Origin of the sequence: Pseudofrankia coriaricola (genome assembly GCF_032027725.1) — a bacterium.
In the GTDB taxonomy this organism is placed as follows: Bacteria; Actinomycetota; Actinomycetes; order Frankiales; family Frankiaceae; genus Pseudofrankia.
The window spans coordinates 46,697-73,146 of record NZ_JASNFO010000032.1; the positions used below are offsets into that span (position 1 = coordinate 46,697).

Annotated in this window: 22 protein-coding genes; 3 read left to right on the forward strand and 19 right to left on the reverse strand. The window is 72.2% G+C overall.

The window, feature by feature from the left end; all coding sequences use genetic code 11:
* Window positions 1–120 precede the first annotated feature (120 nt).
* The 14 genes from QOZ89_RS17800 to QOZ89_RS17865 all read right to left on the reverse strand — a co-directional run bounded on the left by QOZ89_RS17800 (window position 121) and on the right by QOZ89_RS17865 (window position 17,449).
* Entirely contained in the window at window positions 121–1,536 is a 1,416-nt protein-coding gene (locus tag QOZ89_RS17800; RefSeq protein ID WP_312624265.1) for an amidase, read from the reverse strand.
* Between the two features lie 109 nt (window positions 1,537–1,645).
* Complete coding sequence (locus tag QOZ89_RS17805; protein WP_312624266.1) at window positions 1,646–3,058, reverse strand: amidase; 1,413 nt, start codon at window positions 3,056–3,058, stop codon at window positions 1,646–1,648.
* 140 nt (window positions 3,059–3,198) lie between these two features.
* A complete protein-coding gene (locus QOZ89_RS17810) occupies window positions 3,199–3,396 on the reverse strand; it encodes a hypothetical protein (RefSeq protein ID WP_071050921.1) in 198 nt (65 codons plus the stop codon).
* Window positions 3,397–3,564: 168 nt separating this feature from the next.
* Window positions 3,565–5,196, reverse strand: coding sequence for an ABC transporter substrate-binding protein (locus QOZ89_RS17815; protein WP_312624267.1), 1,632 nt, complete (start codon window positions 5,194–5,196; stop codon window positions 3,565–3,567).
* Window positions 5,197–5,296: 100 nt separating this feature from the next.
* The gene (locus QOZ89_RS17820) at window positions 5,297–6,703 is read right to left on the reverse strand and encodes an amidase (protein ID WP_071050922.1); all 1,407 of its coding nucleotides are present in this window, start codon (window positions 6,701–6,703) and stop codon (window positions 5,297–5,299) included.
* Window positions 6,700–8,487 carry an MFS transporter gene (locus QOZ89_RS17825; RefSeq protein WP_312624268.1) on the reverse strand — a complete coding sequence of 596 codons (1,788 nt, stop codon included), beginning with the start codon at window positions 8,485–8,487 and terminating at the stop codon, window positions 6,700–6,702. The genes QOZ89_RS17820 and QOZ89_RS17825 overlap by 4 nt, the downstream gene beginning before the upstream one ends.
* Window positions 8,484–10,070: an amidase family protein gene (locus QOZ89_RS17830; RefSeq protein WP_312624269.1), complete on the reverse strand. Its 1,587-nt coding sequence runs from the start codon at window positions 10,068–10,070 to the stop codon at window positions 8,484–8,486. Before QOZ89_RS17830 ends, QOZ89_RS17825 begins: the two co-directional genes overlap by 4 nt.
* A 273-nt stretch (window positions 10,071–10,343) precedes the next feature.
* A complete protein-coding gene (locus QOZ89_RS17835) occupies window positions 10,344–11,372 on the reverse strand; it encodes an ATP-binding cassette domain-containing protein (RefSeq protein WP_083419184.1) in 1,029 nt (342 codons plus the stop codon).
* Window positions 11,369–12,520: an ABC transporter ATP-binding protein gene (locus QOZ89_RS17840; RefSeq protein WP_083419185.1), complete on the reverse strand. Its 1,152-nt coding sequence runs from the start codon at window positions 12,518–12,520 to the stop codon at window positions 11,369–11,371. The genes QOZ89_RS17835 and QOZ89_RS17840 overlap by 4 nt, the downstream gene beginning before the upstream one ends.
* Window positions 12,521–12,530: 10 nt before the next feature.
* The gene (locus tag QOZ89_RS17845) at window positions 12,531–13,445 is read right to left on the reverse strand and encodes an ABC transporter permease (RefSeq protein ID WP_312624270.1); all 915 of its coding nucleotides are present in this window, start codon (window positions 13,443–13,445) and stop codon (window positions 12,531–12,533) included.
* 157 nt (window positions 13,446–13,602) lie between these two features.
* A complete protein-coding gene (locus QOZ89_RS17850; protein WP_071050926.1) occupies window positions 13,603–14,550 on the reverse strand; it encodes an ABC transporter permease in 948 nt (315 codons plus the stop codon).
* Window positions 14,551–14,561: 11 nt separating this feature from the next.
* Window positions 14,562–15,356 (reverse strand): GntR family transcriptional regulator, encoded by a 795-nt coding sequence (locus tag QOZ89_RS17855; protein ID WP_083419186.1) that lies wholly within the window; start codon window positions 15,354–15,356, stop codon window positions 14,562–14,564.
* A gap of 348 nt (window positions 15,357–15,704) precedes the next feature.
* Window positions 15,705–16,625, reverse strand: a complete 921-nt coding sequence (locus tag QOZ89_RS17860) for a PaaI family thioesterase (RefSeq protein WP_083419187.1) — start codon at window positions 16,623–16,625, stop codon at window positions 15,705–15,707.
* The gene (locus QOZ89_RS17865; RefSeq protein WP_071050928.1) at window positions 16,622–17,449 is read right to left on the reverse strand and encodes an SDR family oxidoreductase; all 828 of its coding nucleotides are present in this window, start codon (window positions 17,447–17,449) and stop codon (window positions 16,622–16,624) included. The genes QOZ89_RS17860 and QOZ89_RS17865 overlap by 4 nt, the downstream gene beginning before the upstream one ends.
* A 300-nt stretch (window positions 17,450–17,749) precedes the next feature.
* On the opposite strand from QOZ89_RS17865, the gene QOZ89_RS17870 reads away from it, so the two are divergent.
* Window positions 17,750–18,415 carry a TetR/AcrR family transcriptional regulator gene (locus QOZ89_RS17870; protein WP_083419188.1) on the forward strand — a complete coding sequence of 222 codons (666 nt, stop codon included), beginning with the start codon at window positions 17,750–17,752 and terminating at the stop codon, window positions 18,413–18,415.
* Between the two features lie 69 nt (window positions 18,416–18,484).
* Here the strand turns inward: QOZ89_RS17870 and QOZ89_RS17875 are convergent, their stop codons facing one another.
* The 4 genes from QOZ89_RS17875 to QOZ89_RS17890 form a co-directional block, all read right to left on the reverse strand.
* Window positions 18,485–18,733 (reverse strand): desulfoferrodoxin, encoded by a 249-nt coding sequence (locus QOZ89_RS17875; protein ID WP_071050929.1) that lies wholly within the window; start codon window positions 18,731–18,733, stop codon window positions 18,485–18,487.
* A 150-nt stretch (window positions 18,734–18,883) separates the two neighbouring features.
* Window positions 18,884–19,519 carry an isochorismatase family protein gene (locus QOZ89_RS17880; protein WP_312624271.1) on the reverse strand — a complete coding sequence of 212 codons (636 nt, stop codon included), beginning with the start codon at window positions 19,517–19,519 and terminating at the stop codon, window positions 18,884–18,886.
* Window positions 19,520–19,523: 4 nt separating this feature from the next.
* Window positions 19,524–20,447, reverse strand: coding sequence for an SDR family NAD(P)-dependent oxidoreductase (locus tag QOZ89_RS17885; protein WP_312624272.1), 924 nt, complete (start codon window positions 20,445–20,447; stop codon window positions 19,524–19,526).
* Between the two features lie 165 nt (window positions 20,448–20,612).
* On the reverse strand, window positions 20,613–21,902 hold the full coding sequence (locus tag QOZ89_RS17890) for a CaiB/BaiF CoA transferase family protein (protein ID WP_071050932.1): 1,290 nt from the start codon (window positions 21,900–21,902) through the stop codon (window positions 20,613–20,615).
* A gap of 278 nt (window positions 21,903–22,180) precedes the next feature.
* Here QOZ89_RS17890 and QOZ89_RS17895 point away from each other — a divergent pair, with 278 nt between their 5' ends.
* Window positions 22,181–23,917, forward strand: coding sequence for a FadD3 family acyl-CoA ligase (locus QOZ89_RS17895; protein WP_312624273.1), 1,737 nt, complete (start codon window positions 22,181–22,183; stop codon window positions 23,915–23,917).
* 467 nt (window positions 23,918–24,384) lie between these two features.
* Window positions 24,385–25,458: an Hsp70 family protein gene (locus QOZ89_RS17900; RefSeq protein ID WP_071050933.1), complete on the forward strand. Its 1,074-nt coding sequence runs from the start codon at window positions 24,385–24,387 to the stop codon at window positions 25,456–25,458.
* Window positions 25,459–25,533: 75 nt separating this feature from the next.
* On the opposite strand, the gene QOZ89_RS17905 is transcribed toward QOZ89_RS17900, so the two are convergent.
* Complete coding sequence (locus tag QOZ89_RS17905; protein ID WP_312624274.1) at window positions 25,534–26,394, reverse strand: SDR family NAD(P)-dependent oxidoreductase; 861 nt, start codon at window positions 26,392–26,394, stop codon at window positions 25,534–25,536.
* Between the last annotated feature and the right edge of the window lie 56 nt (window positions 26,395–26,450).

Sequence of the window (26,450 nt, forward strand, 5' to 3'; positions counted from 1 at the left end):
ACGGCGTCAGTGCCGGATCGGTAGGCCTGGGAACGGTAGGCCTGGGAACGGTAGGCCTGGGAACGGTAGGCCTGGGAACGGTAGGCCTGGGAACGGTAGGCCTGGGAACGCCTGACTACGTCAGGCGAACGCGGGCTCCGCCGCCGAGACGATCGGCGGAACCTTCAGGTGCCAGTCGGTCGCAAGCTGGTAGGCGTGGCCGGCGTTGAAAACGGCCGCCTCCTCGAACGGCCGGCCGGCGAGCTGCAGCGACAGCGGCAGGCCGCCCTCGCCGAAGCCGATCGGCAGCGAGAGGGCGGGGTAGCCCACCGCGTTCCAGACCCCGGTCTGCACCACCTGCAGCAGCTCGTCGAGCCCCGTCCCGGCGATCCGCGGCGCACCGCGCACCGCGGTCGGGGTGAGGACGAGGTCGAGGTCGGTGAACAGCTCGGCCATCCGGCGCTGCCCGACCCGGCGCACCCGCTGGACCTGGACATAGTCGGCACCGCTGGTAAGCGCCGCGGCGCCGATGGACAGCCGGGCGCCCCGGCCATAGTCGGCCCAGCGGCTGACGAGGTCGCCCCGGTGGTAGGCCAGCGCCTCGTGCCCGAGGCCCGTCATGGTGGCGGTGAACAGCTCACGGTAGAGGGGGATGCGCACCGGCACGACCTCGGCGCCCGCGGCGGTCAGCACCGCGACGGCGGCCTGCATCAGCCCGGCCAGCGCCGGGTCGGGCTCGATGTCGAGAAGGCCGTCAAGCATGTCCAGGCCGATGCGCACGCCCTCGAGCGAGCCGGTCAGCGCGGCGGCGTAGTCGGGTACCGGTACGTCGACGCTGGTCGCGTCGGACGGGTCGTGCCCCGCCATGACCCCGAGCATGACGGCGCAGTCGTAGGCGCTGCGGGCCATCGGTCCGATGTGGTCGTAGCTGTAGCCGAGCGGGGTGCAGCCCGACTTCGGCACCCGGCCAAAGGTCTGCTTCATCCCGGTGATGCCGTTGAACGCCGCCGGGCAGCGGATCGAGCCGCCGGTGTCGGTGCCGAGCCCGCCGAGGAACATCCCGGCCGCGACGCCGTTGCCGGTGCCCGAGCTGGAGCCACCCGGCGTGCGGGTGACGTCCCACGGGTTGCGCGGGATCGGGAACGGCTTCTCGTCGTCGGGCACACCGATCGCGAACTCGAAGGTCGTCGTCTTGCCGGTGATGACGGCGCCGGCGGCGCGCAGCCGGGCGACGACGACGGCGTCGCCGATCCCCTCGCCCCAGGCGGGGTCCAGGATGAGGCTCTGCGCGGTGGTCGGGCCACCCTCCGCGGCGATGATGTCCTTGACGCCCAGAGGGATCCCATGCAACGGGCCGCGGTCGACGCCGGCGGCCAGCTCCTCGTCCGCCTTCGCCGCCGCCGCCAGCGCCAGCTCGTCAAACCGGACGATGTAGGTTCCGATCTTTCCGTCCAGCCGGTCGGCGGCGTCGATACACGCCTGGGTCAACGCGACGCTGGTGGTCGCGCCGGACCGCAGCGCGGCCGCCGCGTCAGCGATGGTCAGGTACCTCGTCATGGCTACGGGCTCCTTCGTCGGAGATGCGGATGCGTCGGAGGACGGACGGACTGGGAGGGCGGGTGCCCGGAGATGAGAGCGGAACAGGCTGGGTGGGGTCGGTCGGGTGTCAGGACGCCACCGCCACGGGGGCGGCCAGCGGTGGACGGGCCAGGTGCCAGTCGGTGCGTCGCTGGACGGCGTGCCCGGCGTCCAGCACGGCGAGCTCGCCGAAGGGCCGGCCGACGAGCTGGAGCGCCAGCGGAAGCCCGGTCGCGCCGAGCCCGATCGGGATGGAGAGCGCGGGATGGCCGGTGCTGTTCCAGTACTGCGTGTGCAGGTTGCCCAGGACGGCGTCGGCGCCCAGCTCGTCGATGCGGGGCGCGCCCGCGGCCGCGGTGGGCGTCGCGATGAGGTCGACGTCGCCGAACAGCGTCGCGACCTCCCGGCACAGGTGCCGGCGGAACCGCTGCACCTGCACATAGTCCGCGCCGGTGACGAACGTTCCGGTGGCGACGATCGCCCGGGTGGCGGCGCCGTAGTCGGCCCACCGGCCGGCGAGGTCCGTGCGGTGGTAGGCCAGCGCCTCCGCCATCGCGCCGATGATCGTTGCGTCGCGCGCCTCGCGGTAGAACGGCAGGCGTAGCGGGATCAGGGTGGCGCCGGCCTCCCGCAGCACCTCCAGCGCGGCGGCGATGCGTCCGTCGAGCACCGGGTCGGCCGGGTTGCGCGCGTGGTCCTCGAGCAGGTCGACGCCGATGCGCACGCCCTCGAGCGAACCGGTCAGGCCGGCGGTGTAGTCGGGTACCGGCATGTCGACGCTGGTCGCGTCGGACGGGTCGTGCCCCGCCAGGACCCCGAGCATGATGGCGCAGTCCCGGGCGCTGCGAGCCATCGGTCCGATGTGGTCGTAGCTGTAGCCCAGCGGCACGCAGCCGGACTTCGGGACCCGGCCGAACGTCTGCTTCAGCCCGGTGATCCCGTTGAAGGCTGACGGGCAGCGGATCGAGCCGCCGGTGTCGGTGCCGAGCCCGCCGAGGAACATCCCGGCGGCTACCCCGCTGCCGGTGCCGGAGCTGGATCCGCCGGCCCAGTGCTCAGGGTTCCACGGGTTGCGCGGGATCGGGAACGGCTTCTCGGGGTCGGGCATCCCGGTGGCGAACTCCATGGTGCTGCTCTTGCCGGTGATGACGGCGCCGGCGGCGCGCAGCCGGGCGACGACGACGGCGTCGCCGATCCCCTCGCCCCAGGCGGGGTCCAGGATAAGGCTCTGCGCGGTGGTCGGGCCACCCTCCGCGGCGATGATGTCCTTGACGCCGAGAGGGATGCCATGCAACGGGCCGCGGTCGACGCCGGCGGCCAGCTCCTCGTCCGCCTTCGCCGCCGCCGCCAGCGCCAGCTCGTCGAACCGGGCCAGGTAGACGCCGAGGGCACCGTCATGGGCGTCGGCTGCCGCGAAGCAGGCGCTGGTCAGCGCCACACTGGTGGTAGCACCGGACCGCAGCGCCGCCGCCGCTTCGGTGATCGTCAGGTACTCGTCCATCACACGTCCTTTCAGGGCTGGGGAGCGAGGGCCCCTGGCCACCCGCACCGCGGCCCGCCCCGGGTCGGTTGCCCGCGCTGAGCCGGCGGCCCGCCGGCGACGCCCCGGGGGACGGGCGCCACCGGCGGGCGGACGAGGCGTCACATCGTCGGAACGGCGGGGAAGATCAGCCCCGGCTCCTCGTACCGGACGTCCGCCACCTCGTAGAGGGCGTCGATCGAGGCACGGACGGCGGGGTAAGAGGCGACCAGCGAGGCGATCTCCTCTTCGGACGGCTTGAGCCCCGCGATCGCGAGCAGGGTCCGGACGGTCGCGTCGTCGGTGCTGAGGTCGGACATCGGTCTCTCCTTCGCTGCCGGCCGCGGCCGGCGTCGGGACAGGACAGGGCAGGGCACGGAAGACGCCGCGGCTCCTGGGGTCCGGCGGGCGGCGCGGCGTCGGGCCGCCCGCCGGGGCGTCCGGCCGTCAGAAGCGGCGCGGACGGGACTGGTGCTGGATGGCGCGGATCAGGAGGTGCCGACGCTGACTGTGGTCAGGTCGATGTACCAGGACTTCGGCATCACGAAGCCCTTCACGTCGGCGGCCAGGGCGCGGGGGTTCCGGTCGTTGACCACGTAGAGCCAGGGCGCGTCCGTGGTGAGGATCTTGCCGATCTCCCCGTAGAGCCCGGCACGCTGGTCGATGTCACCCGTCGTCTTCGCCTGGTTGAGCAGCTCGTCGAGCCGGGGGTTCGAGTACCCGCCGACGTTCAGCGTCGAACCGGTGCCGAACCAGCTGTACCAGAAGCCCTCCTGGAAGAAGGCCAGCGAGATGTTCAACGCGTCGGCGCCGCCCGGGATGTTGCCGGCGAAGAAGTCGGTGAGCATCGAACCCCACTCGACGGGCTTCAGCTCGACCTTGATACCGACCTTGGCGAGATCGGCCTGCAGCGCGGTGTTCATCGGGATCGGCACCATGTTCCCCGAGCCGCTGGTCGGGAAGGACAGGGTCGTGGTGAACCCGTTCGGGTAGCCGGCCTCGGCCAGCAGCTGCTTCGCCTTGGCCGGGTCATAGGAGTAGTAGTCGTCGGCCGCCTTGTACGCGGGGTTCGCCCGCGGCACGACCTGGTTGGCCGGCTCGCCGGTGTCCGCGAGAATGTCCTTTGACAGCGACTCGCGGTTGATGGCGTAGTTCGCCGCCTGCCGCACCCGCACGTCGTTCCAGGGCTTCTTGGTGACGTTGAAGACCCATGGCCAGATGTGGTCGTACGAGTTGGTCAGGATCTGGAAGCCCTCGGACTTCAGGCTGGACACGTCGTCCGGCGGCGGCACCTCGATCCAGTTGACCTCGCCCGAGCGCAGCGCCGCGACGCGTGCCGTGGTGTCCGGGATCGGCCGCAGGATGAGCTTGTCGAGCTTCGGCCGGCCGCCCCAGTAGTTCTCGTTGGCCGCCAGTTCCAGCCGCTGGCCGCGGGTCACCGAGACGAACTTGAAGGGCCCGGTGCCAACCGGGTGCTGGGCGAAGCCCTCGGGGCCGAGCTTCTTGATGGCGGTCGGGCTGCCCATCACGATCAGCGCGGCGTCGTACGGGAAGTACGACCACGGACCCTTGGTGTCGATCCGGATCGTCATGTCGTCGACCTTGCTGACCGCCTTGATGCCGGAGACGGAGAGGCCGGCCTGCGCGTTCAGCGGCTGGTAGAAGTTCGGGCTGTCCTTGATCGCGTAGCGCTCGATGTTGAAGACCGCCGCGTCGGCGTTCCATGCCGTGCCGTCGTGGAAGGTGACGCCGGGGCGCAGCTTGAACGTCCAGCTGGAGAGGTCGGCGTTCGGCTCCCACGACTCCGCGAGACCGGGCACCAGCTTCGGCGCCGAGGTGCCCTGGCGCAGGTCGTACTTGGTGAGTGCGTCGTAGAGCTGGAAGCCGACGAACCGCTGGCCCTCGCCGCCCTCGCTCTGCGCCATGCCGGTGTCCAGCAGCGGAATGTTCGACGCGGTCATGCCGATGACGAGCACGTTCCCGCCGGTGGCGCTGGTGGATCCGCCACCGCCGCCGCCACCGCCACACGCCGCGACCACGAGTGACGTGACGAGTGCTATCGCGACGGCGACGCCCCGCCGCGTAGGGCGCCCATGGCGCCCCCTGACAGTTATGGACATGCACCTTTCCTTCGCTGGCGTGCTGCTGCTGACGTGCGGGCTGTCCGGCCCACGGAGGTGTCGGGCCGGGTGATGCCAGGTGGTGCGGAAGGGGGCAGGGTCAGCCGCGCAGCACCGGTGGCCGCGGCGTGTGGTGCTCGGTGGCCCGCTGGTAGGCGGCACCGAGACGCAGGAGGGTGGCCTCGTCGAACGGGCGGCCGGCGAGCTGGACGCTCGTCGGCATGCCCTCGACCAGTGCCGTGGGCAGGACGAGCGCGGGGCAGCCGGTCAGGTTGAACGGCGCCTGGGTGCGGCAGAAGACGTCGAGCCAGGGCAACGTCGCGTCGCCGACCTGCGCGGTCATCGCCTCGGCGATCCGCGGCGGCAGCGCCGTGTGGCCGGGCAGCACGAGCGCGTCGCAGCCGGCGAGGGCCGCCTCCAGCTCGCGCTGGAACAGCGGCCGCAGCCGCAGCGCGCGCAGGTAGTCGGCGGCCGAGACGAACGGCGCGGCACCGAGCAGTGACGCGCCCATCTCGTCCCGGTCCTCGATACCGGCCAGATGCCCCTCGTGCAGCGAGAGCATCTCGGCGTAGACGATCGCCCAGGTCGCCGGCTCGATCAGGTCGGCGCTCGGCAGCTCGACGTCGACCACGGTCACGCCCAGCTCGGTGAACTCGGCGAGCGCCTGCTCGTACGCGGCGGCCAGCGGCGGGTGGAAGAGGTCCTCCAGATAGCCGCGCACCCGCCCGAGCCGCAGCCCGTCGACCGGCGCCGTGGTCGCGCCGACGAGGTCGCCGAGCTCGGCGTCGAACGACGTCGGGTCGCGTGGGTCGGGGCCGGCGATGGCCGCCAGCATCAGCGCGCAGTCCACCGCGCTGCGGGCCATCGGGCCGGCGTGATCGAGCGTCCACGACAGGCCCATCACGCCGTGCCGGGGCACCCGGCCGTAGGTGGCCTTCAGCCCGGTGAGGCCGCAGAACGCGCTCGGGATGCGGATAGAGCCCGCGGTGTCGGTGCCAATGGCCAGCGGCATCTCCCGGGCCGCGACGGCCGCGCCGGAGCCGGACGACGAGCCGCCCGCGGTGCGGTCGGTGTCCCAGGGGTTGCGGGTGGCGCCGAAGGTGCGGTTCACCGCGCCGCCGCAGGCGAACTCGAACGTCGCCAGCTTGGCGAGCAGGATGCCGCCGGCCTCCCGCAGCCGGGCCGCCAGGGCCGCGTCCTCGTCGGGTACGTGGTCGCGGTAGAGGGCGGAGCCCCCGGTGGTCGTGATACCGGCGGTCGCGACGATGTCCTTGAGCCCGTACGGCACGCCTTCCAGCGGCCGCGCGCGTCCCTGTGCCCAGCGCGCGTCCGACTCCGCGGCCGCGGCCAGCGCTGACTCGGCCAGCGTGAGCAGGACGGCGTTGATCCGCGGCTCGACCTCCTCAATACGGGCAAGGCACGACCGCACAGCCTCCGACGGGGTGGCCTCGCCGGCCGCGTAGGCGGCCAGCAGTTCACTCGCGGTCAGCTCGCACAGCTCGGTCATGCCGACCGTCCGCCGCTCTCGATCCAACGCAGCGCGGTCGCCGGTTCCGGCACCGTGCCGAGGAACGGCACCGGCAGCGCGCGCAGCCGCTCCAGCCCCGGCCACATCGCGGCCTGGGCCGCGTGGGCCTGCGTCAGGCGTTCCGGCCGCAGGCTGATGCCCTGGCTCGCCGCGATCACGGCGAAGTCGTCGAGGCTGGGAAGCAGCACGATGATCTCCTGGGTATGGGTGGCCGGGCGATGTGCCGTGGTCGGAGGGTGCGCCGCCGCGGCGGCCGGCACCGTGGTGAGATGGGCTGAGGTCGCCGGCCACAGCTGGTCCGGCGCCGGTCGCATCAAGGGCACGGGGGCGCAGACCGGCAGCAGCGCCGAGGCGAGCGGCGGGGCGAGCGGCGGGGTGGCCGCCGGACCCGCGGGCGCCGGTAGATCGTCGGAGCCGATGGGATCGGCGGCGTCGGCGCGGGTGCGCCGGTGCGCCGTCTCTCCCACCGCGATGGTGATCAGAAGTCCCAGGACGAGCAGGCCGGCGGCGCCGACCATCGCGCCCCGCTCGCCGGCCAGCCCGATCCCGGCGCCGGCGAGCAGGCCGCCGGCGAGCATGCCGAGGTCCGAGCAGAATCGGTAGCTGGCGAGCGCGGCCTCCGGGTCCTGCGCGATGTCGACGGTCATCGTCGCCGGCAGTACCCAGATGGTGCCGATCGTGATGCCGACGGCGAGGCAGCCGACGACGAACACCGCGTGGCTCTGGGCGGAGGCGAGGAAGAGCGTCGCCACCACGCCCCAGGCCAGCGCCAGCGCCAGCGGCCGGCGCCGACCGACCCGGTCGGCCCAGCGTCCGCTGCCGGTCATCGCCAGGATGTCGGTGACCGCCAGCGCGAACAGGGCCGCGCCCAGCATGAACGTGTCCATGCCGAGTTCGCGCCCGCCCAGCAGCGGAATCAGCGTGAGCGCCAAACCGGCCCGGATCGCCTGGCCAAGCCCGGCGAGCCACAGCACGCCCGCGCCACGGGCGCCCCGCACGCCCACCGCCCGGGGCAGGCCGAACTGCGGCACCCCGATCCGCCCCAGCCGCGGCAGGTAGATCCAGGCCACCGTGGCGCCGACCAGGTTCGCCGCGCCGCAGACCGCGAACAGCAGGCGCAGGCCGGGCGTGCCGCCGCCCAGCGAGCTCGCGATGGCGCCGCCGACGAGCGGTCCGCTGCTCACCCCGACGAACCAGACGGCGTTGAAGGCGCCGATCGTCTCGCCCGCGCGCCCGGGATCGGCCAGCCGCACGGCGAGCTGGAGCGCGCTGCCGAGGAACAGCGCGGTGCCAAAGCCCTGGCCGACCCGGGCGGTCAGCACGATCACCCACGACGGCGCGGCCGCCGAGACGAAGGACCCGGCGCCGAACACGGCGATCGACAGCGCGATCGACCGGCGCGGGTCGAGCCTCGGGACGTACTGGGTCCCGAAGAAGTCCACCAGCAGCAGGGAGATCGCGATGGACGACACGATGAAGCCGGCGATGACGTCGTTCGCCCCGAGCTGGAGAGCGAACAGGGAGGTGAAGGGCGAGGTCAGTCCGAAGCCCACGCCGGAGACCAGGATGACCCCGTAGAAGCGCCGCCGCGCACCGGCCAGTCGGATCCGGTCGCTGCCCGTCCCGTCCGGTGCCGCCTGCTCTGGTGCCGTCTGGTCGGCACGCGCCGGCCCCGGGCCGGTGCCGCCCGGTCCGCCTGCCGGCGGCTGCGCGGCGCTACCCACGCCGGCAGGCACGGCGGGCGGCCGGACGTGCGCCGTCACAGCGCGAGCGCCGCAACGGGGTGCGCCGGTACGCCACCCGGGGTGACACCGACCGCGGCCTCCACCACGGCACCTGCCCGCAGCGTCAGCGCGTCGGCGAAGTGGGCGCCGATGATCTGGATCGAGGTGGGCATGCCGTCCGCGTCGGCGCCGCTGGGGACGGCCAGCGCGGGATGGCCGCTGAGGTTGAGCGGAGCGGTGTTCCCGGCCATGGTCGTGCCGCGCACGAGCAGCTCCGCGTCGCCCGCCGGCCGGTCGAGCAGCACCGGGGCCACGTGCGGCGTGGTCGGGGTCAGCAGCAGGTCACGGCCAGCGAGCGCCTCGTCGATCTGGGCGCGCAGCGTCCGGCGCAGGTTCAGCCCCTTGGCGAAGTACGTCGAGAAGTAGCGCTCGTTCAGGTAGCGCCCGGCCAGCAGCCAGATCTTGAAGAACGGCGGGAACGAGTCCGCCTCCAGCCGGCGGACGAGGCCGAAGCCGTGCACCCGGTCGACGTCGACCTCTCCGAGGTGCCCGTAGCCGACCCCGTCGGTCTGGACCGTCGCCCAGGCCAGGCTGACCAGCGCCGCGACCTCGATCGCCCAGGCGTCGCTCCACAACGGGATGTCGACCTCGGTGATGGTCGCGCCGGCGGCGGCGAGGGCGTCGCAGGAGGCGTGGAAGGCGGCCAGCACACCGGGCTCGCACAGCCCCTCGGCGATGCTCTGGCGGACCACGCCGATCGTCAGGCCGGCCACCCCGTCGCCGAGCGTCGCGGCCGAGGTGGTGGGTTCCGGGCGCGCGCGCACCCACTGCGGGTCGCGGTCGTCGTGGCCGGACATCACGTCGAGCGCCCGGGCCGTCAGCTCCACCGTCGCGGCGATCGGGCAGACCGAGTCGATCGTGTGGTCCATGTAGGTGAGGCCGTGCGAGGGCACCAGGCCGTGGGTCGCCTTGATGCTGACGACCCCGTTGAAGGACGCCGGGATGCGCGCGGAACCGCCCTCGTCCACCCCGATGGCGATGTCCACCGCGCCGGAGCGCACCGCCGAGCCGCTGCCGCCGGAGGAGCCACCGGCGGAGCGGGCCGGGTCGACCGCGTTGCGCGCGGGTCCGTACCAGCTGGACTCACCGGTACCGGAGGTGGAGAAGTCGTCCAGATTGGTCTTGCCGACGATGTCGGCGCCGGCGTCGAGCAGCCGCTCGACCACCACCGCGTCCGAGGTCGGCGTGTGGCTCAGCGTCCGGGACGAGTTGGTGATCGGGATCCCGGCGACGGCCAGGTTGTCCTTCACCCCGACCCGCAGCCGGGCCAGCGGGCCGTCCGCGGCGCCGCGGACCAGGCAGCGCCGCACGAAGGCGTGGTACGGGTCCGCCTCGACGCTCGGCACCGAGCCCGGGTCACGATCGGTGTGCCGCAACGGCGTGGCCAGCGGGGTCAGCTCGTCGATCCGGTCGATCGACGCGAGGATCGGATCGAGCGCGGCGGCGTAGAGCTCCGCCTCCGCCGGGGTGAGGTGCAGGTGTTCCTTCGCGCCGATCGCGACGACCTCGTCCGGGGTGGGCCGGCGGACGAAGCCGCGGATTCGTCCTCGTGGTGCGCTCATCGTGCGTCCTTCCGTGCGTGGTGAGCGGATGGCGCCGACGGCCGGCCGCCTCCCGGCGGTTCCCCGGTGGGCGCCACCCGCCAGGGGCACGCCGGGGACGGGCGACCGGGCGGTCGCGGGCATGGCGGGATCGGCGCGGGTCGGCATGGCCGATCGCGTGCTCGGTGTGGAACCGCCGCGCGGGCGGCGGCGATGTGGCGCGCGGGGGGTGCGGTGGCCTGGCGTCGGTGGCCGCCGGTCACGGCCAGCCGTGGGCCACCCGGGTCAGGGGGGTCAGCCCGGCGGGCGGCTCGCCGCGGCCTGACCGGTGGTGGCGGCGGTGCCACTACCCGCGGCGCCGCCGTCGGCGCCGCTGGGCTGGACCGGGATCATGGGCCGGTCCCTGCCCGCGGCCTCCTCCAACGCCCGGCCCGGCGTCGCGGCGAGCAGGGCGCGGGTGTACTCGTGCCGGGGGCTCGTCCAGAGCTGGGCGGCCGGACCCTGCTCGACGACCCGGCCGAGGTACATCACCGTCACCTGGTCGGCGATGTGCTCGACGACCGCGAGGTCATGGGAGATGAAGAGGAACGAGACGCCCAGGTCGGCCTGGAGCTCGGCGAGCAGGTTGAGCACCTGCGCCTGCACGCTCTTGTCGAGCGCGGACACCGCCTCGTCGCAGACGACCAGGTCGGGCCGGGTCGCCAGGGCGCGGGCGATGGCCACCCGCTGGAGCTGGCCGCCGGAGAGCTCGTGCGGGAAGCGCTCGGCGTGGGTCGGGGTCAGGCCGACCCGCTCGAGCATCTCCGGCACGATCGTCCGTCGCGCCACCCGCTCGGCGCCGTGGGCGCGCAGGTTGAACTCGATGGACGACCGGACGGTCAGCCGCGGGTTCAGTGAGGTCTGCGGGTTCTGCGGCACGACCTGAAGGCGCGCCCGCAGGGCCCGCATGCGGGCCCGGGGCAGGCCCCGCAACGGCACCCCGTCGAAGAAGACGTCGCCCTCGTCGGGTGCCAGCAGGCCAAGGATCATCTTCGCGGTCGTCGACTTCCCAGAGCCGGACTCGCCGACGATGCCGACCGTCTCGCCGCGGCCCACGGTGAGCGAGACGTCGTCGACGGCGCGGACGCCGTTGCCGAACGTCTTGCCCAGGCCGATGGCCTCCAGCAGCTTCTCACCCCCGGAGGGCGAGACCGGTGTCCCGGCCGGGCCGGCGGCGGCTCCCGGCCGGCGAGCCCAGCCCGGCCGGTGGAACCGGGCGGTCCGCCGCGTGGCCGTCGTCCCGGCCGTCGTCTGGTCGGACGTCCTGGTGGTGGCGGCGCTCATCGGGGGCCTCCCTTGGACAGTGCCGACGGCTGGTCGGCGGGCGGCGCGGCGGGGCTGGGGATGTCCACGGCGCCGGCTGTCGGTGTGGACGGCGGGGCGGACGGCGACGCGGGATTGACGACCGGGCAGGCGACCGACCGGTCCGGCGCCACGGCGACCAGCGGCGGGTCGTCGGTGCGGCAGGAGTCCCGCGCCACCGGGCACCGCGGCGCGAACGCGCAGCCGGCCGGGAACGCGCCGGCCGGTGGCGGCGAGCCGGGGATCGAGCGCAGCGTCCCGCGGGGAACGCCGGGCGAGGGCAGCGCCGCCAGCAGGCCGGCCGTGTAGGGATGCCGCGGGCTGGCGAAGACCTGCGCGGCCGGGCCCTCCTCGACGAGGCGGCCGGCGTACATCACCCCGACTCGGTCGCCGGCCTCCGCCGCGACGCCCACGTCGTGGGTGACCATCAGCGTCGCCATGCCGAGCCGGTCCTGCAGGTCGGCGAACAGTTCCAGGATCTGCTTCTGCACGGTCACGTCGAGCGCGGTGGTGGGCTCGTCGGCGATCAGCACCTCGGGGTCGCAGCTGACCGCGATGGCGATCACCGCGCGCTGCCGCATCCCGCCCGACAGCTCGTGCGGGTAGCTGTCGGCCACCCGCTTCGGGTCGTTGATGCCGACCAGCCGCAGCAGCTCCTCGGCCTGGCGGCGGCCGGCCCGGCGCAGCCGTTCCACGTTGTGGAGGGCCAGCACCTCGGTGATCTGGGCGCCGATCCGGCGCAGCGGGTCCAGGGAACCGGTCGGGTCCTGGGGCACCAGCGCGATCCGCGCCCCACGGACGCCGCGCATCCGGTCGGCGGAGAGGTCCAGCAGCTCCTGTCCGGACAGCCGCACGCTACCTGTGATCGTGGCGTTGCGGCCGTACAGCCGCATGATCGACCGTGCCGTGACGGACTTCCCGCTGCCGCTCTCGCCCAGCAGCATCAGCGTCTGGCCGCGGCGCAGGTCGAAGCTCACGCCCCGGACCACGTTCGACGTCCTCGACCCGGCGGCGAATGTGGTGTTCAGGTCGTGGACGGACAGGACGACGTTCGGCTGCGCGGGCCGGGCGGCCGTGGTCGCGGCGGCGGGGCCTGGGGCGCGGGACGTGGAGGTGTGCGGCGTGCTCATCACGGGCCCCTCAGGTCAGCGTCTCGCCACGGACGTCGAGCAGGTCACGCAGCCCGTCGCCGAGGACGTTGAAGGCCACGGAGGCGACGAGGATCGCGAGCGCCGGGATCGCCGTCAGCTCCGGGAACGAGTAGAGGAACTGTTTGTAGTCGCTGATCATGAGTCCCCATTCGGCCGTCGGCGGGGAGACGCCGAGACCGAGGAAACTCAGGCCGGCCGCGTACACGATCGACAGGCCGATCAGCGCGGTGCAGTAGACGATGATCGGCGGTGCCACGTTCGGCAGGACCTGCCGGACCGCGATGCTCAGCCCGCCCGCGCCGCTGGCCCGGGCTGCCTCCATGTAGTCAAGGTCGATCAGCCTCCTCGTCTCGGTCTCGGCCACCCGGGCGACCGGCGGGATCAGGATCACCGCGAGCGCGATGATCGAGTTCGAGATCCCCGAGCCCAGCGCGGCCGAGATCGCGATGGCCAGCAGGACGGCCGGAAAGGCGTAGAAGACGTCCAGCGTCCGCATGATCGCTCCGTGCGTGAGCCGGCCGGACAGGCCGGCGGCCACACCGAGCGCGGTGCCGACCAACGACGACACCGCCACCGGTATCAGACCCGCCAGCAGCGACGGACGTCCGCCGTTCACCAGCCGGCTGAGCACATCGCGGCCCTGGCCGTCCGTTCCGAGCAGGTGGCCGGCCGAGCCGAGCGGGAGCAGCCGCTCGCTGAGGCTCCCGACGTTCGGGTCACTGACCAGGAAAGGACCGATCAGGGTGACCAGGACGATCGCGGCGATGGTGGCGGCCGAGATCCTGAAGCCCCAGGTCACCCGCCGCCGGCGGCGGGCCACCGTGGCGTCGGTGGCCGGGCGCGCGCCCGTGGGCGGATCTGTCGAGGACGTCGCGCCCAGCGCGATGTCGGAGACGGCTGTCATGGCTGTCGTTCCTCCTGAGGCGCGTGGGGCCCGGTGGCGGCCCGCGGGAGCGGAAGATCGGGGACGGGTGGGGCCGCTGGATCCAGGCGGTTCGCGCGGTGCGTGGTTCGCGCGGCCGGTACCAGGCCGATCTGCCGCCGGCGCGGACGAGGCGGTCTCAGTGGGTGCGCACGCGCGGGTCGATCAGCCCGTGCAGCGCGTCGACGATCAGGTTGAGCAGGACGAACGCGAACGCCGAGACGAGCACACCGGCCTGGATGACCGGCAGGTCGCGCTGGGAGATGGAGAGGTAGACGAGCTGGCCGATGCCGGGCCAGGAGAAGACGGCCTCGACGAACACGACACCCCCGAGCAGATATCCGATCTGGAGACCGGCGACGGTCAGCAGCGAGGGTGTCGTGTTGTGGAAGGCGTGCCAGAGGATGCGGCGCTCGGACAGCCCCCGGGCCCGTAGCGCCTCGATGAAGTCCATGCCCATCACGTCGAGCACCGACGAGCGGAACATCCGGGCGATGATCCCGGCCGGGACCAGCGCCGCGGTGACGGCCGGCAGAATCAGGTGGTTCATCAGGTCGCCGAACCCGCCTCCGCCGTTCGGCGAGTACATCCCGCTGACCGGGAAGAGCCCGGCGTCGTCGGCGAGATAGATGATGAGCAGGAGGCCGACCGAGTACTGCGGCACCGAGATGGAAACCAGGGCGAACGCGTTCCCGATGCGCGCCAGCAAGCCGTCCCGACGCAGTGCGGTGAGGGCACCGATGACGACGCCCAGGACCAGCGCGAGCGCCGCCGCCGCCGCGGTCAGGATCAGCGTGTTCCAGAGCGCGTCGAAGACCATCGGGGAGACCGTCGTCTGTCGGGCGATGCTGGTGCCGAAGTCGCCGGTGATCGTATGGGCGAGCCAGGTGAAATACTGCACGGGCAAGGGATCGTTGAGCCCCAGCCGATCCTCGAGGGCGGCCCTTGCCTCCGGTGTCCCCGTCGGGCCCAGCAATGACGCCACCGGGTCACCCGGGATGATCTTGATCGTGATGAAGATGACGATCGAGACACCCAGCAGGATCGGAATCATGAGCAGGCCGCGTCGGGCCAGGAATCCGAACACGTCGATACTCCCTAGTCGCGCTGGTCGTGCCGGCGCGGCAGCTCGACACGCAGGGTCAGCTGGTCGCCGCGGAAACGGGCGAACCCGTAGTCGACGGTTCGGCCCGCGGTGTCGGTGATGATTCTCTCGAAGAACATGATCGGGCTGCCGACCTGAATATCAAGAAGGGCCGCGTAGAGGTCGTCGGCGAGCGTCGCCTCGACCGTTTGCCGGCTTCCGCCGACCGGGATTCCAAGCGATTCGAGCAAGCCGTACCAGTCCACCGAGAAATCCGCGCTCTCCAGCTTCTCGGAATACTCCGGACCGAGATAGCTGGTGTTGACGCCGTATGGCGCCCCGTCGATTTTTGTCAGGTACTCCGTGACCGTGCACGCCGAACCCGGCGGCAGGCCGAGCTGGGTGGCGACAGGCTCTGGTGCCTGCACCAGCGAGCAGCTCAGGAAATGGTAGGTGAGATCTCCCGCGGGTCCCGCGCGGGGGTCCGGCCTGACCCCCCGGCTGCTGTCGTACCGGTGTTGGATGGTGTTGGAGATCACGAACGTACCGGTGCCCTGCACCCGGTCGATCACCCCCTCTTCGCGCAGGTAGGACAGCGCGTCGCGCACCGCGCCCCGACTGGCGGAGTAGGTCAGCATGATCGACGCTTCGCTTGGCAGGACACCGTTGGGGAACTGCCGACGCCAGATCGCGGCACGGAGCAGATCGCGCAGTCGCCGCGACGCGGTGGACCTGCGCCCTGGGCCCAGGTGAACTCGTCCGCTCGACATAGTGGGAGGTTCCGCGACCACGATTTCCACTTGGTGCATGGGACAGTAAAGCGATCGTTACGCTTGCGCGGTACACTCGAAACCGGCTGCTGATCAGGGCCTTCAGCTCGTCATGATTGCCGATCCGCCACTTTGCGGCGGCGTTCCGCCACGGATCCGAAGACCGAAATCGCGGATCACCGCAAGCGACGGTACCTGACGCCGATCGTTCTTCGTTTGTCCGCTGCATAATGTTTCAGGAAGGCACCGGGAATGTTTCTCGCCAGCCATCCCGGCAAGGACCACGAGGACGGCGAGGACCGCGGCAGTTTGTCGATCAGCCTGGCTGGGAGTTGGCATTGGCCCTGGTGCCGGGGCGGACGTGCGCCCCGGCACCAGGGTGGGCGTTCACATACCAACAGTGTCCGGGAAGCTCCGCGTCACCGCGTGGACCGCGAGCCGGTCCTCGGCCCCGGCGTCGCGCACCTCCACGACCCCGAGCCCGCCTGACACCCGCGCCGTCGCCACGGCGGGCCCACGCCGCGCCGGGCTGAGGTACCGCAGCAGCATCGAGGCCAGCGGCACCCCCGGCGTGAGCGACAGCGCCGCCTCCTCCGCCGCGAGCGCGATCAGCCCGCCGTTGATGGTGTCCGACGCGTTGAGCCCGTTCGCCGTGCGCGCCACGGCGGCGACCCCTGGCGCACGCACCTCGCAGCCCGCGTGCTCGGCGAGCGCGGCGCGCAGCGGCGGGCGCGGGACCCACGCCGCGTCGTCCTCGTCCTCGTCCGCCCAGCGCAGTGGCGGCATGACCAGGGACGGGTCCCCGGCGGTCATGAACGCCGCCGTGGCCAGCGCCAGCGGCGTTCCGTCGGGGTGCCGGAAGTCGGCCGCGCTGACGACGACCGAGCGGCCCGTCTTGACCAGCCGGCCGGTCACCCGGACCTCGGAGGTCTCCCAGAAGCGGGTGTAGAGCTCCACGTTGAGGTCGAGCGTGACGGGCACCCGCGGCGCCAGCACACCGACGGACATCCGCCCGCCGAGGAAGTCCGACCAGACCACCAGCGCCGCCATCCGCACGCACGTCGTCCCCGGCACATACAGCTCGGGCATGACCGGCACCGAGCCGCGCAGCTCGTCGCCGACGCGGCGCACCGACACCCGGATCGGCGCGAAGACGTGCTCCTGGGGGGCCACGTGCCGCACGTGGCGGGCACCGGGAATGCCCGGCACGTCGGCGGCCTCGACCCGGCCCCCCAGCGCGGGCGGGCCGCCCGGCGCCGGCGGGCCGGCGAGTTCCTCGGCCGTGCCGGTGTCGTGCGCGGGGCTCAAAACTTGCCCAGCAGGAACCGGACCGCCCCGGTGTCGGCGGGCCACGTCTCGGTGTTGCCGGCGGCGAAGTGGCCGGCATCGGTGATCAGCGTGATGCCGCTGATCCCGGAGGCCGCGTCGGAGCACAGGAAGACCAGCGGGTAGCCCTGCTCCAGCGGGGTGGCCGCCTCGATGCCGGCCTCGGCCCGATAACCGGCGCCGAACCCGAGCCAGGTCTCGGCGTTCGCCCGCGCCAGCGGCGTGTCGGTCGGCCCGGGGCAGATCGCGTTGATCCGGATGCCCCGCCGCAGCAGCGGCAGCGCCTGAGTGGCGACGTAGGCGCAGACGGCCTGCTTGCTCCACATGTAGTCCGCGTGCTTGTGCTCGATCGCCCACGCCGACGCCGCCTCGATGTCGGCGATGGCCAGGTACTCGTTCAGCTCGGCGAGGCTCCGCTCCCAGCCGAGCCCGGCGGCCGACGAGATGAAGCCGATGGCCGAGCCGCGCGGCAGCCTGTCCGCGGCGAGCAGCTTCTCGAGCAGGTAGCGGTGGCCGAGGAAGTTGGTCTTCTCGATGCCTGGCGTGCCGTCGGCGACGCCGGCGCAGCACAGCACCGCGTGGACCGGCCCGCCGAGCGTGGCCAGCGCCGCGTCGATCGACGTCGTGTCGCGCAGGTCGACGGGGACGGCCTTGACGCCGGGCACAGTGATCTCGGCGATGTCCAGGACGGTGACCTCGGCGCCGGCGGCGAGCGCGAGCTCGGCGGCGGCCGCACCCATGCCGGTCGCGCCTCCGACCACTAACACGTGCTTGCCGTCGTAGCGGAACGCGTCGAACAGTGACATGTCGACTCTCCCTGACGCAGTTTGCGCGAGGCCCGAACAGCGGGGGCCCACGTGGTTAAGACGAGACTTAGAAGTACCTGGCATTGCTCACGCGAGGCGGCGCGGCCGGCGGCCGGTCCGGTCCCGGGCGGCCAGCGGTCTCGCTACACCGGTGGGCGCGCGCGCCAGTACCGGCCGGGCGGTCCGGCCGGTACTGACGGGATCGACACGCCCAGATTAATTTTAACGTCGACGTCAATGACAATCCACCGGTAGACTTACGTCACACCGTCGGCGGGAGGAATTTCGTGGAGGACAGCCGTGACGTCCACGGATGATGTGTCCACGGCAGCGCCGGCCGACCGGGAGAAGACCGGGGGGCCGCGCTCCCGTAAGGGCGCCGCGACCAGGGCGCGGCTGGTCAAGGCGGCGAAGGCCGTGTTCGAGGAGGACGGATTCCTCGACGCGCGAATCTCCGACATCGCCGAGCGCGCCAGCCTGTCACACGGCTCCTTCTACCATTACTTCGACTCCAAGGAGCAGATCTTCCGCGAGGTCGCCATGGATCTCGCGGACCTGCTCCAGTCGCCGCTGTCCACCGTCATCTTCGACGCGGCCTCGACGGCCACCCCCGCCGACCGGATCCGCCAGGGCAGCCGCCAGTTCCTGCGCAACTACCAGGCGGAGGCCCGCATCATCGGCGTCATCGAGCTGGTCTGCCGCTACGACCGGGAGCTGAACATCTCCCGCTTCGAGCACCTGCAGGAGAGCAACCCGCGGGTCATGCGCATGATTCGCCAGCTGCAGCAGCGCGGCCAAATCGACCCGGCGCTGGACCCGGAGCTGGCGCTGCCGGCGCTCGGCGCGATGATGAACCGGTTCGCCGAGATGTGGTTCGTGCAGAAACTGTTCGACTATGAGTTCGAAGAGGGTCTCGAGCAGCTGGTAAAGCTTTTCCTGAACGCGCTGCGGATCACCGATCCTTAGCCGGCCGGGCCGCCGCCGGATAGTCGGCGGCGGCCCGCTCCGCGCGGGGGGTTTCAGTGTGCGGGAGGGTCAGTCGGAGGACGGCAGCGGCTTGGCCTGCGCGAGGGACATCGCCTCGCCGTGGCACACCGGCTCCGCCGCGCCCGCCTTGGCGACGAGCACCTGTGCGTCGCACACGGCGCACGTGTAGCGCTTCCCCAGCGCGGCCGGCCCGCCCGGGCGCAGCTCGAGGCTCGATTCCGCCGAGATCCGAACGACGACCGCCTCCGTCCCGGTCGCGTCGTCTCGCAGCCGGGCACCGGCCTTCAGCGCTGTCATCTCGCCCTCCAGTCGTTGCTCAGTTACCACAGGCAGAGTTGCCACAGGCAGGTCGCCTGACGGCCCGTGGGCCATCTCACGCTAGAGGGTTTCGATTCTGACGTCAACTTTACATTCGGTGGCCGCCAGACCCATCAACGGTGACAGCGCTCAGCCGGCGGCGTGCTTCTCCCAGACGGCGAGGACGTCGTCGGTCGTCATTATGGTGGCGCACAGCGACAGTGAGTTGCGAATAAGGATGTCGCCGTACTCCGCCGGGAAGCCCGCGATCGCGTCACGCGGGACGACGACCTGGTAGCCCTGGTTCACCAGGTCGAAGACACCCGCCGGGATGGCGACGTTGGTCGACACCCCAACGATAACAACGGTCCGCGCGCCGAGGTTCGTCAGCAGCGCGTCGGCGTCGGTGCCCCCCAAGGGCGAGACTCCGTGCAGCCGGACCGAGACCAGGTCCGACGGCTCCTGCCCGATCTCGTCGAGCACCTGGACCGCCGGCGTGCCGAGCAGCTGCTTGGCCGGCGACCGGTCGGTGCCGAGGAACAGCCGGGCGTTGGTGCTGGCGCCCTGCCCGTCGGGCCGGCGCGCGGCGATGCAGTGCAGCACGCCGGCGCCCGCGGCCCGGGCGCCGGCCGCCAGCCGCGCGACGTTGGCGATCATCCCCGACGCGCGCGCCACCTCGGCGAGCGCCGGCAGGGAGCTGGGCGTGCCGATCACGCCTTTCTGGCACTCCTGGGTGAGCAGAACGGTGTGCGCCGGACGCAGCAGGTCGGCGAGGTCGACGGCCATCGCGCTAGGACTGGGCGAAGCGCAGGCCGGCGCCGCGGGTCTCGAACAGGTCCTGCGCGAGGACCTCGCCGAGCTTCGCCGCATCCCAGCGCTTGCCGCCCGAGGCGACGGTCGCCCGCTCGGTCCAGCCGCGCATCCAGATGATCCGGTCGTCGATGACCCGGATGACCTGGCCGGTCACGTGGTCGGCCTCGTCGCTGGCGAGCCAGGCGACCAGCGGGGAGCTGTTCGACGGGTCCATCGGGTGGAAATCGCCATCGGGAACCTCGTCCGGCTCGAACGCCTCCCCCATGCCCGGCATGGTGGCGGTGATCCGAGTGAGACCCGCCGGGCCGACCGCGTTCACGGTGACCCCGGTGCGCAGCAGCTCCAGCGCGAGCGTCTGGGTGAGGCCGACGATGGCCGCCTTGGCCGGGGCGTAGCTCGACTGGCCGAAGTTGCCACCCAGGCCCGCGCCAGAGGTGGTGTTGATGATCCGGCCGCCCACCTTGCCGCCAGCGGTCTTGGCGGCGGCCCGCCAGTACTTCGCGGCGTGGTGAGAGGTGGCCCAGGTGCCACGCAGGTGGACCCGGATGACCGCGTCGAAGTCCTCCGGCGGCATGTTCCAGATCGCCGCGTCACGCACGATGCCGGCGTTGTTCACCAGGATGTCGAGCTCGCCGAACGCGGTGACGGCCCGCTGGATGAGATCGCCGCACTGCTCGAAGTCGCCGACGTCGGAGTAGTCCGCGACGGCCGTGCCGCCGCGCTTCTCGATCAGTGCGACAGTCTCGTCGGCAGCCCGGCCGGCCCCCTCGCCGCGCACCGAGCCGCCGAGGTCGTTGACGACGACCTTCGCGCCCTGCTTGGCCAGTTCCAGGGCGTGGCCACGGCCGATACCGTGCCCGGCACCGGTGACGATCGCGACCTTGCCGTCGAGCAACCCCATTGCCCGCCCCTTACGTCCGGTCAGCCCAGTCAGCTGATCAAGATTTTGTATAAAATATCATTAGTGGACGACGGCCGTCACGTAACGGCCGCCACGCCGGCGGCCCCGCGGGTGACAGCCCGCGGTTGACAGCCCCGCGGACCTCGCCCGCCCGCGGTCACGCGGTCATGCGGCACCGCCCGCGCCAGCCGCCGCACCCTCGGCGCTGTCGGCGCCGGCCACCTTGCCGAAGGCGCCCGCCGCGCGCAGGCTCGCCACCTTCGCCTCGTCGTAGCCGAGAACGCCCGTGAGCACCTCGGCGGAGTGCTCGCCGGGCGGCGGCGCCGGCCGCTCCGGCTCGGGGTTGCGGCCGTCGAAGCGGACCGGGAAGGGCAACTGGTCGATGACGAACTTCGACGCCGGCAGCCAGGGCAGCCGATCCTGGAACTGCGGGTCTTCCATGATCGACTTTGGCGTGTTCACCGGCGCGATCGTCGTGTTGTGCTCGCCCGCGAACAGGATCCACTCCGCGGTCGTCCGGGTGGCGAAGATCTTGGTGAGCTCGACGCGCGTTTCGGTGTCACCGCGGGCGTGGTCGGCGAACTCGGCGCCGGGGCGGCGCTCGTAGAGGTCGAGCCGGCCGACGCCCTCGCAGAAGTTCCGCCAGAACTTGCGCTCGGAGGCCATGAACAGGATGTGGCCGTCCGCCGAGGGATAGATCTGGTAGCGGACCCCGTCCTCCATTCCGGCGGTTCCCGGGGTGCGCCGCTCGTAGTTGTCGACCGGGTTGCCGGTCACCTCGTCCTCGGGCCGCTCGTAGGCGCGCCAGCTCTCGCTGCGCAGCCAGTCCATCGCGGCGGCGGCGTCGGCCTGACCGACCTCGACGTGCGAGCCCTGCCCGGTCTCGCGCGCCGCGAGCACCGCCGCGACGAGCGCGAACGCGCCGAACAGCGGGCCGGCGTGGATGCCGATCGAGGCGTGCTCCGGCAGGTAGGTGAAGCCGTCCTCGTCGATGGCGGGCTTCACGACGCCGGCCCAGGTGTCGTAGGCGATGCCGTGGCTCGGCAGGTCGCGGTACGGGCCGGAGGCGCCGTAGCCGGAGATGGAGCACATGACGATCTTCGGGTTGATCTCTCGCAGCGCGGCGAAACCGAGCCCGCGCCGGTCGAGCGCTCCCGGCCGCATCGCCTCGACGACGGCGTCGGCGTCGCGCACGAGCTCCCTGAAGACCTCGACACCGGCATCGGTACGCAGGTCGAGCTCGATCGAGCGCTTGCCCCGGGAGATGTGCCAGTGCAGCAGCGACACACCGTGGACGAACGGCCAGACCATCTTGCGGACGTACTCGCCCCCCGGCGGCTCCACCTTGATGACGTCCGCGCCGAGGTCGGCCAGATGGGTCGTCAGCGCGCCCGGGCCGAGCATCGACACGTCGACCACGCGCACTCCTGCCAGCGGAGCGGTCGCATCCGGCATCAAGCACCTCGCAGGTCATCACATCGACGGATCGTCGGCTGAGCCGCCGTCGCGGCGGCGCACCACCGATCAGTACGCCATCGGTCCGCGTCCCAAGCAAGCGATTGGTCAAGCATCGGGACACACGTCCCACCCACCAATCAATCCACCTGCCTATCAATATTGCATACCTTATATAATCTACGAGCTTGGCGCAGCCGATGCGCTCACGACGGTGCGCTCACGACGGGTGCCCTCTCGACGCGACGGGTGCCCTCTCGACGGCGAAGGGGCGGCAGATGGACGAGGCGGTCGGCGGCACGGCGGCGAGCCCCGGCGCGGGCGGCACGGCCGTCCCCACGGACGCGGCGCGGGCCGCGGAGCAGATACCCGCGACGATCCCGGCCGCACTCGCCAGGGCGGCGGCCAGCTGGCCCGCGGCCGAGGCCGTCGTCGACGGCGAGGAGCGCCTGACGTTCGCCGGCCTCGACGCCCGCTCGGCCGCCGTGGCGCGGGCGCTCGTCGCCAGCGGGGTGCGGGCCGGCGACCGGGTGTCGGTCTGGGCGCCGAACAGCGCGGCGTGGGTGCAGGTCGCTCTCGGCATCTACCGCGCGGGCGCGGTCCTGGTGCCGGTCAACTCCCGATTCAAGGGCCAGGAGGCGGCGCGGGTGCTGCGCACCTCGGGCGCGCGGTTGGCGTTCCTCGTCGACGGCTTCCTCGGCACCGACTATCTCGCGATGCTCGCCGAGCATCGCGAGGGTCTGGACGCGCTCGACGAGATCGTGCTGCTCGCGGCCCCGGGCGGTGAGCCGAGCGCCGATGACGATGCTCCGCACGGCTCACAGCCCGCGGCCGGACCTGACCGGCCGGGCGCCACCAGGTGGGACGAGTTCCTCGCCCGTGGCGAGCGCGACCCGGACGGCACACTCGCCGCCGCCGTCGCCGCCAGCACGGCCGCGCTCGGCGGCGACGACGTCTCCGACATCGTGTTCACCTCCGGCACCACCGGCGCGCCCAAGGGCGCGATGCTGACCCATGGCGCCTCTACCCGGGTCTACACGGCATGGTCGGACGTCGTCGGCCTGCGCCACGGCGACCGCTACCTGCTCGTCTACCCGTTCTTCCACACCGCCGGGCTGAAGTCCGGGATGCTCGCCTGCCTCCTCAAGGGCGCGACGCTGCTCCCCCACCCGGTCTTCGACGTGCCGTCCGTGATGAAGAAGGTCACCGAGGAACGGGTGACGATGCTGCCCGGCCCGCCGGCGATCTACCAGACGATCCTGGGCAGCGACCTGACCGGCTACGACCTGTCGAGCTGGCGGCTCGCCGTCACCGGCGCCGCGGCGGTACCGGTCGAGCTGGTCCGCCGGCTGCGCTCGGAGCTCGGCCTGCGGACGGTCGTCACCGGCTACGGCCTGACCGAGACCACCGGCACGTCGACGATGTGCCGTCACGACGACGACCCGGAGGTCGTCGCGCGCACCTCCGGCCGGGCGATCCCCGGCGTGGAGGTCCGCGTCGTCGACGACGGCGGCACCCCGCTGCCGCCCGGAACACCCGGCGAGATCGTCATCCGCGGCTACAACATCATGAAGGGCTACTTCGACAACCCGGAGGCGACCGCCGAGGTCATCGACGCCGACGGCTGGCTGCACTCCGGCGACATCGGGATCCAGGACGCGGCCGGCAACGTCACGATCACCGACCGCAAGAAGGACATGTTCATCGTGGGCGGCTTCAACGCCTACCCCGCCGAGATCGAGGCGGCCCTGCTGGAACGCGGCGACCTCGTCCAGGCGGCCGTCATCGGCATCCCCGACGACCGCCTGGGCGAGGTGGGCATGGCCTTCGTCGTCCCGCGCGTCGGCGCGGCCGTCGACCCGGCGGAGGTCATCGCCTGGAGCCGCGCCCGCATGGCGAACTACAAGGTCCCCCGCCGCGTCGAGGTCGTCGACGCCCTCCCCCTGAACGCCACCGGCAAGGTCGTCAAGTACGAGCTGCGGGCCCGGCTCCTTCCCCACCGATTGGCTAAGTAGGGGCTCCACGCCCATCAGCACGTCCGGCCCAACTCGACCTGAGCCAATCCCGGACCTCCCAGATCTGCTTCCGGACCTCCCAGATCGGCTCCGCAAGCTCCGCCGATCCGGCAGGAACCCCGGATCCGGCAGGGACCCCGGGGGCAGCTGGGGGCAGCTGGGCGCAGAAACGGGGATATCCGCAGAACCCCCGGACTGGAGCCCTCTGGACCGGGGAGCCGCGAGGGCCGCCGTGGGTGTCCGGGTGGGGCTGGCCGTCCCTTCCGGGTGGTTCGGTCATGGCGGACGCGAACCTTCCCTGGACGCTGTGGTAGTCATGACGACGCCGCCCAGTTGCCCTGCGCGAGGGCATCGCGAGGGCATACGGCGGCCAGGACAAGCAAGGTATGCGCGGGGCTACCGACAGGGTTGTCCGGGACTCGATGCCGTTCCTCAATGGGGACGAACTGGCGAGAGGACGGGCCGGAATGGCGCGTGAATGGCTGTTGGCCGTGGATCTGGGCACGACCTGGACCCGGGCTGCCTACACGACTCCTGACGGCACCGCCCCCGTCGTCGTCCGGGTACCGGTCACGCAGCTGGCCTGGTTCCCGACGGCGGTCGCCCGCTCCTCCGACGGGCGCTGGCTCGTCGGGGACGCGGCCGTGTCGCGCCGCATCGGCCGCCCCGACTGGTACTGGAGCGACGTCAAGCGCGACCTCGGCAGGGACGAGCCGAGGCTGCTCGGGGGGCACCCGTTCGCCGCCGTCGAGGCCGCCACCCAGCCGGTGCTGCATGCCGCCCGGCTGGCCCGCCGCCAGGCCGGGCGCGGGTTCGACCGGCTCGTCCTGTCGGCGCCTGTCTGCTTCTCGGCCGACCAGCGCGCCGCGCTGCGCGAGGCCGGGGAGAACGCCGGCTTCGCCCCGGACGCCGTCACGATCGTCGACGAGGCCGCCGCCGCCGCCCGGGCGGCACTCGGGCCTCGGCCTGAGGACGGCACCTGGGTGGTGGTCGACATCGGCGGCGGGACGTTCGACGCCGCTCTCGTCTCTGCCGACCGTGGCGTGGCCCATGTGCTCGACCAGGTGGGCGACGACACGGCGGGCGGCCGAGCCCTCGACGCGGCGATCGTCGCGCGGCTGCGCGAGCGCTACCAGATCGAGGACGCCGACGGCGAGGCCAGGCGGCGCCGCGCCCTCTACCTGCGCGACGCCGCCCGCATGCTCCGGGAGGAGCTGTCCGAGGCGCGGACGGCCGACGTCTTCCTGCCCGACCTCCTGCTGGAGCTCACCCTCACGCCCGCGCAGCTACGGGACCTCGTCGAGCCCGCCCTGGCCCCGGCTGTCGAGAGCTGCTCGGCCATGCTGGCCCGCAACGACCTGAGCTGGGAGAAGGTCAACGCCCTGGTACTCGCCGGCGGCGCCACCCGCGGCCCGACGGTGCGCGCCCAGTTCGCGCCGCTGGCGCCGCTGCGCGACGCCGCCGCCCCCGAGCTCGCCGTCGTCCTCGGCCTGACCGTCCCCGCCGAGGCATCGAACCGGACCATCCTGTCGCTGCATTAGTGCCGCCCCGCCAACGCTCGCCCGCCGGCTGGCGGCGGCCAACCGGCGACGACAGCGCCGGCGGCCCGTTCCGGTTCAGGTGGTGATCGCGGGCCGATCGTCCACGTCGAGCTTGAGCTCCTTGAGCTCACGCTCGGCCCAGAACAGGCGGCCGGTGTATTCCATGGGATCGGCGCACGAGGCGAAATAGGTCAGCATGCGGGCGGGGACGTCCATCGGCACAGCCACGCTGTCGTCGAGGCCGGCCTCCTTGACCCGGATGGCGACGAGCTCGGTGGCCACCAGGCCCGGATGCATGCCGATCACAGCGATGCCCTTCCGCGCGAGCTCGGGAGCGAGGACGTTGCCGAGCCGGTCGAGCGCTCGCTTGCTGGAGTAGTAGCCGGGCACGGCGAGGCTGAACTTACCGATGCTTTCGAGCTTGGGGAGCTCCTCCGGCTGGCGGAAGACCTCGCCGCTGCCGGTGCTGAGGTTGACGATGCGCCCGCCGCCACGGCTCTCCATGATCGGCGTCACCAGCTGCATGAGCGTGAAGGGCGCGTGGAGGTTGACGTCGAACTGGTACAGCCAGTCCTCGCGGGTCAGCTCCAGGAATCGCTTGGACCAGAGGTCACCGGTGGTGGCCGCGGCGTTGTTGATGAGCACGTCGACGCCGCCGAACCGCTCGACGGCGGCGTCGACCAGGCGCGCCAGATCCGTCTCGCTGGCCAGATCGGTCTGCACGGCGATCGCGCCGGCTCCCATGTTCTCGACTTCCGTCAGCGTCTCGTTCAGGGTGCCGGGCAGCTTCCTGTCCGGCTCGACCGTTCGCGCGGCCAGGACCAGGTTCGCGCCGCGGCGGGCGAACGCCTGGGCCGCCTGCCGGCCGACCCCCCGGCTGGCCCCCGTGATGATCACGACCTTGCCGGTCAGGTCCAGCTCCTCCTGTCGCTGCATGGTGATACGACCTCCACCCTCCATTTGACCAGTGTTCAAATGGAAGGTAGCACCAG

Coding starts and splice junctions, on each gene's coding strand:
- QOZ89_RS17800 (WP_312624265.1), bottom strand. CDS start 1,536: ATGACGAGGTACCTGACCATCGCTGACGCGGCGGCCGCGCTGCGGTCC.
- QOZ89_RS17805 (WP_312624266.1), bottom strand. CDS start 3,058: ATGGACGAGTACCTGACGATCACCGAAGCGGCGGCGGCGCTGCGGTCC.
- QOZ89_RS17810 (WP_071050921.1), bottom strand. CDS start 3,396: ATGTCCGACCTCAGCACCGACGACGCGACCGTCCGGACCCTGCTCGCG.
- QOZ89_RS17815 (WP_312624267.1), bottom strand. CDS start 5,196: ATGTCCATAACTGTCAGGGGGCGCCATGGGCGCCCTACGCGGCGGGGC.
- QOZ89_RS17820 (WP_071050922.1), bottom strand. CDS start 6,703: ATGACCGAGCTGTGCGAGCTGACCGCGAGTGAACTGCTGGCCGCCTAC.
- QOZ89_RS17830 (WP_312624269.1), bottom strand. CDS start 10,070: ATGAGCGCACCACGAGGACGAATCCGCGGCTTCGTCCGCCGGCCCACC.
- QOZ89_RS17835 (WP_083419184.1), bottom strand. CDS start 11,372: ATGAGCGCCGCCACCACCAGGACGTCCGACCAGACGACGGCCGGGACG.
- QOZ89_RS17840 (WP_083419185.1), bottom strand. CDS start 12,520: ATGAGCACGCCGCACACCTCCACGTCCCGCGCCCCAGGCCCCGCCGCC.
- QOZ89_RS17845 (WP_312624270.1), bottom strand. CDS start 13,445: ATGACAGCCGTCTCCGACATCGCGCTGGGCGCGACGTCCTCGACAGAT.
- QOZ89_RS17855 (WP_083419186.1), bottom strand. CDS start 15,356: ATGCACCAAGTGGAAATCGTGGTCGCGGAACCTCCCACTATGTCGAGC.
- QOZ89_RS17865 (WP_071050928.1), bottom strand. CDS start 17,449: ATGTCACTGTTCGACGCGTTCCGCTACGACGGCAAGCACGTGTTAGTG.
- QOZ89_RS17875 (WP_071050929.1), bottom strand. CDS start 18,733: ATGACAGCGCTGAAGGCCGGTGCCCGGCTGCGAGACGACGCGACCGGG.
- QOZ89_RS17880 (WP_312624271.1), bottom strand. CDS start 19,519: ATGGCCGTCGACCTCGCCGACCTGCTGCGTCCGGCGCACACCGTTCTG.
- QOZ89_RS17885 (WP_312624272.1), bottom strand. CDS start 20,447: ATGGGGTTGCTCGACGGCAAGGTCGCGATCGTCACCGGTGCCGGGCAC.
- QOZ89_RS17890 (WP_071050932.1), bottom strand. CDS start 21,902: ATGCCGGATGCGACCGCTCCGCTGGCAGGAGTGCGCGTGGTCGACGTG.
- QOZ89_RS17895 (WP_312624273.1), top strand. CDS start 22,181: ATGGACGAGGCGGTCGGCGGCACGGCGGCGAGCCCCGGCGCGGGCGGC.
- QOZ89_RS17900 (WP_071050933.1), top strand. CDS start 24,385: ATGGCGCGTGAATGGCTGTTGGCCGTGGATCTGGGCACGACCTGGACC.
- QOZ89_RS17905 (WP_312624274.1), bottom strand. CDS start 26,394: ATGCAGCGACAGGAGGAGCTGGACCTGACCGGCAAGGTCGTGATCATC.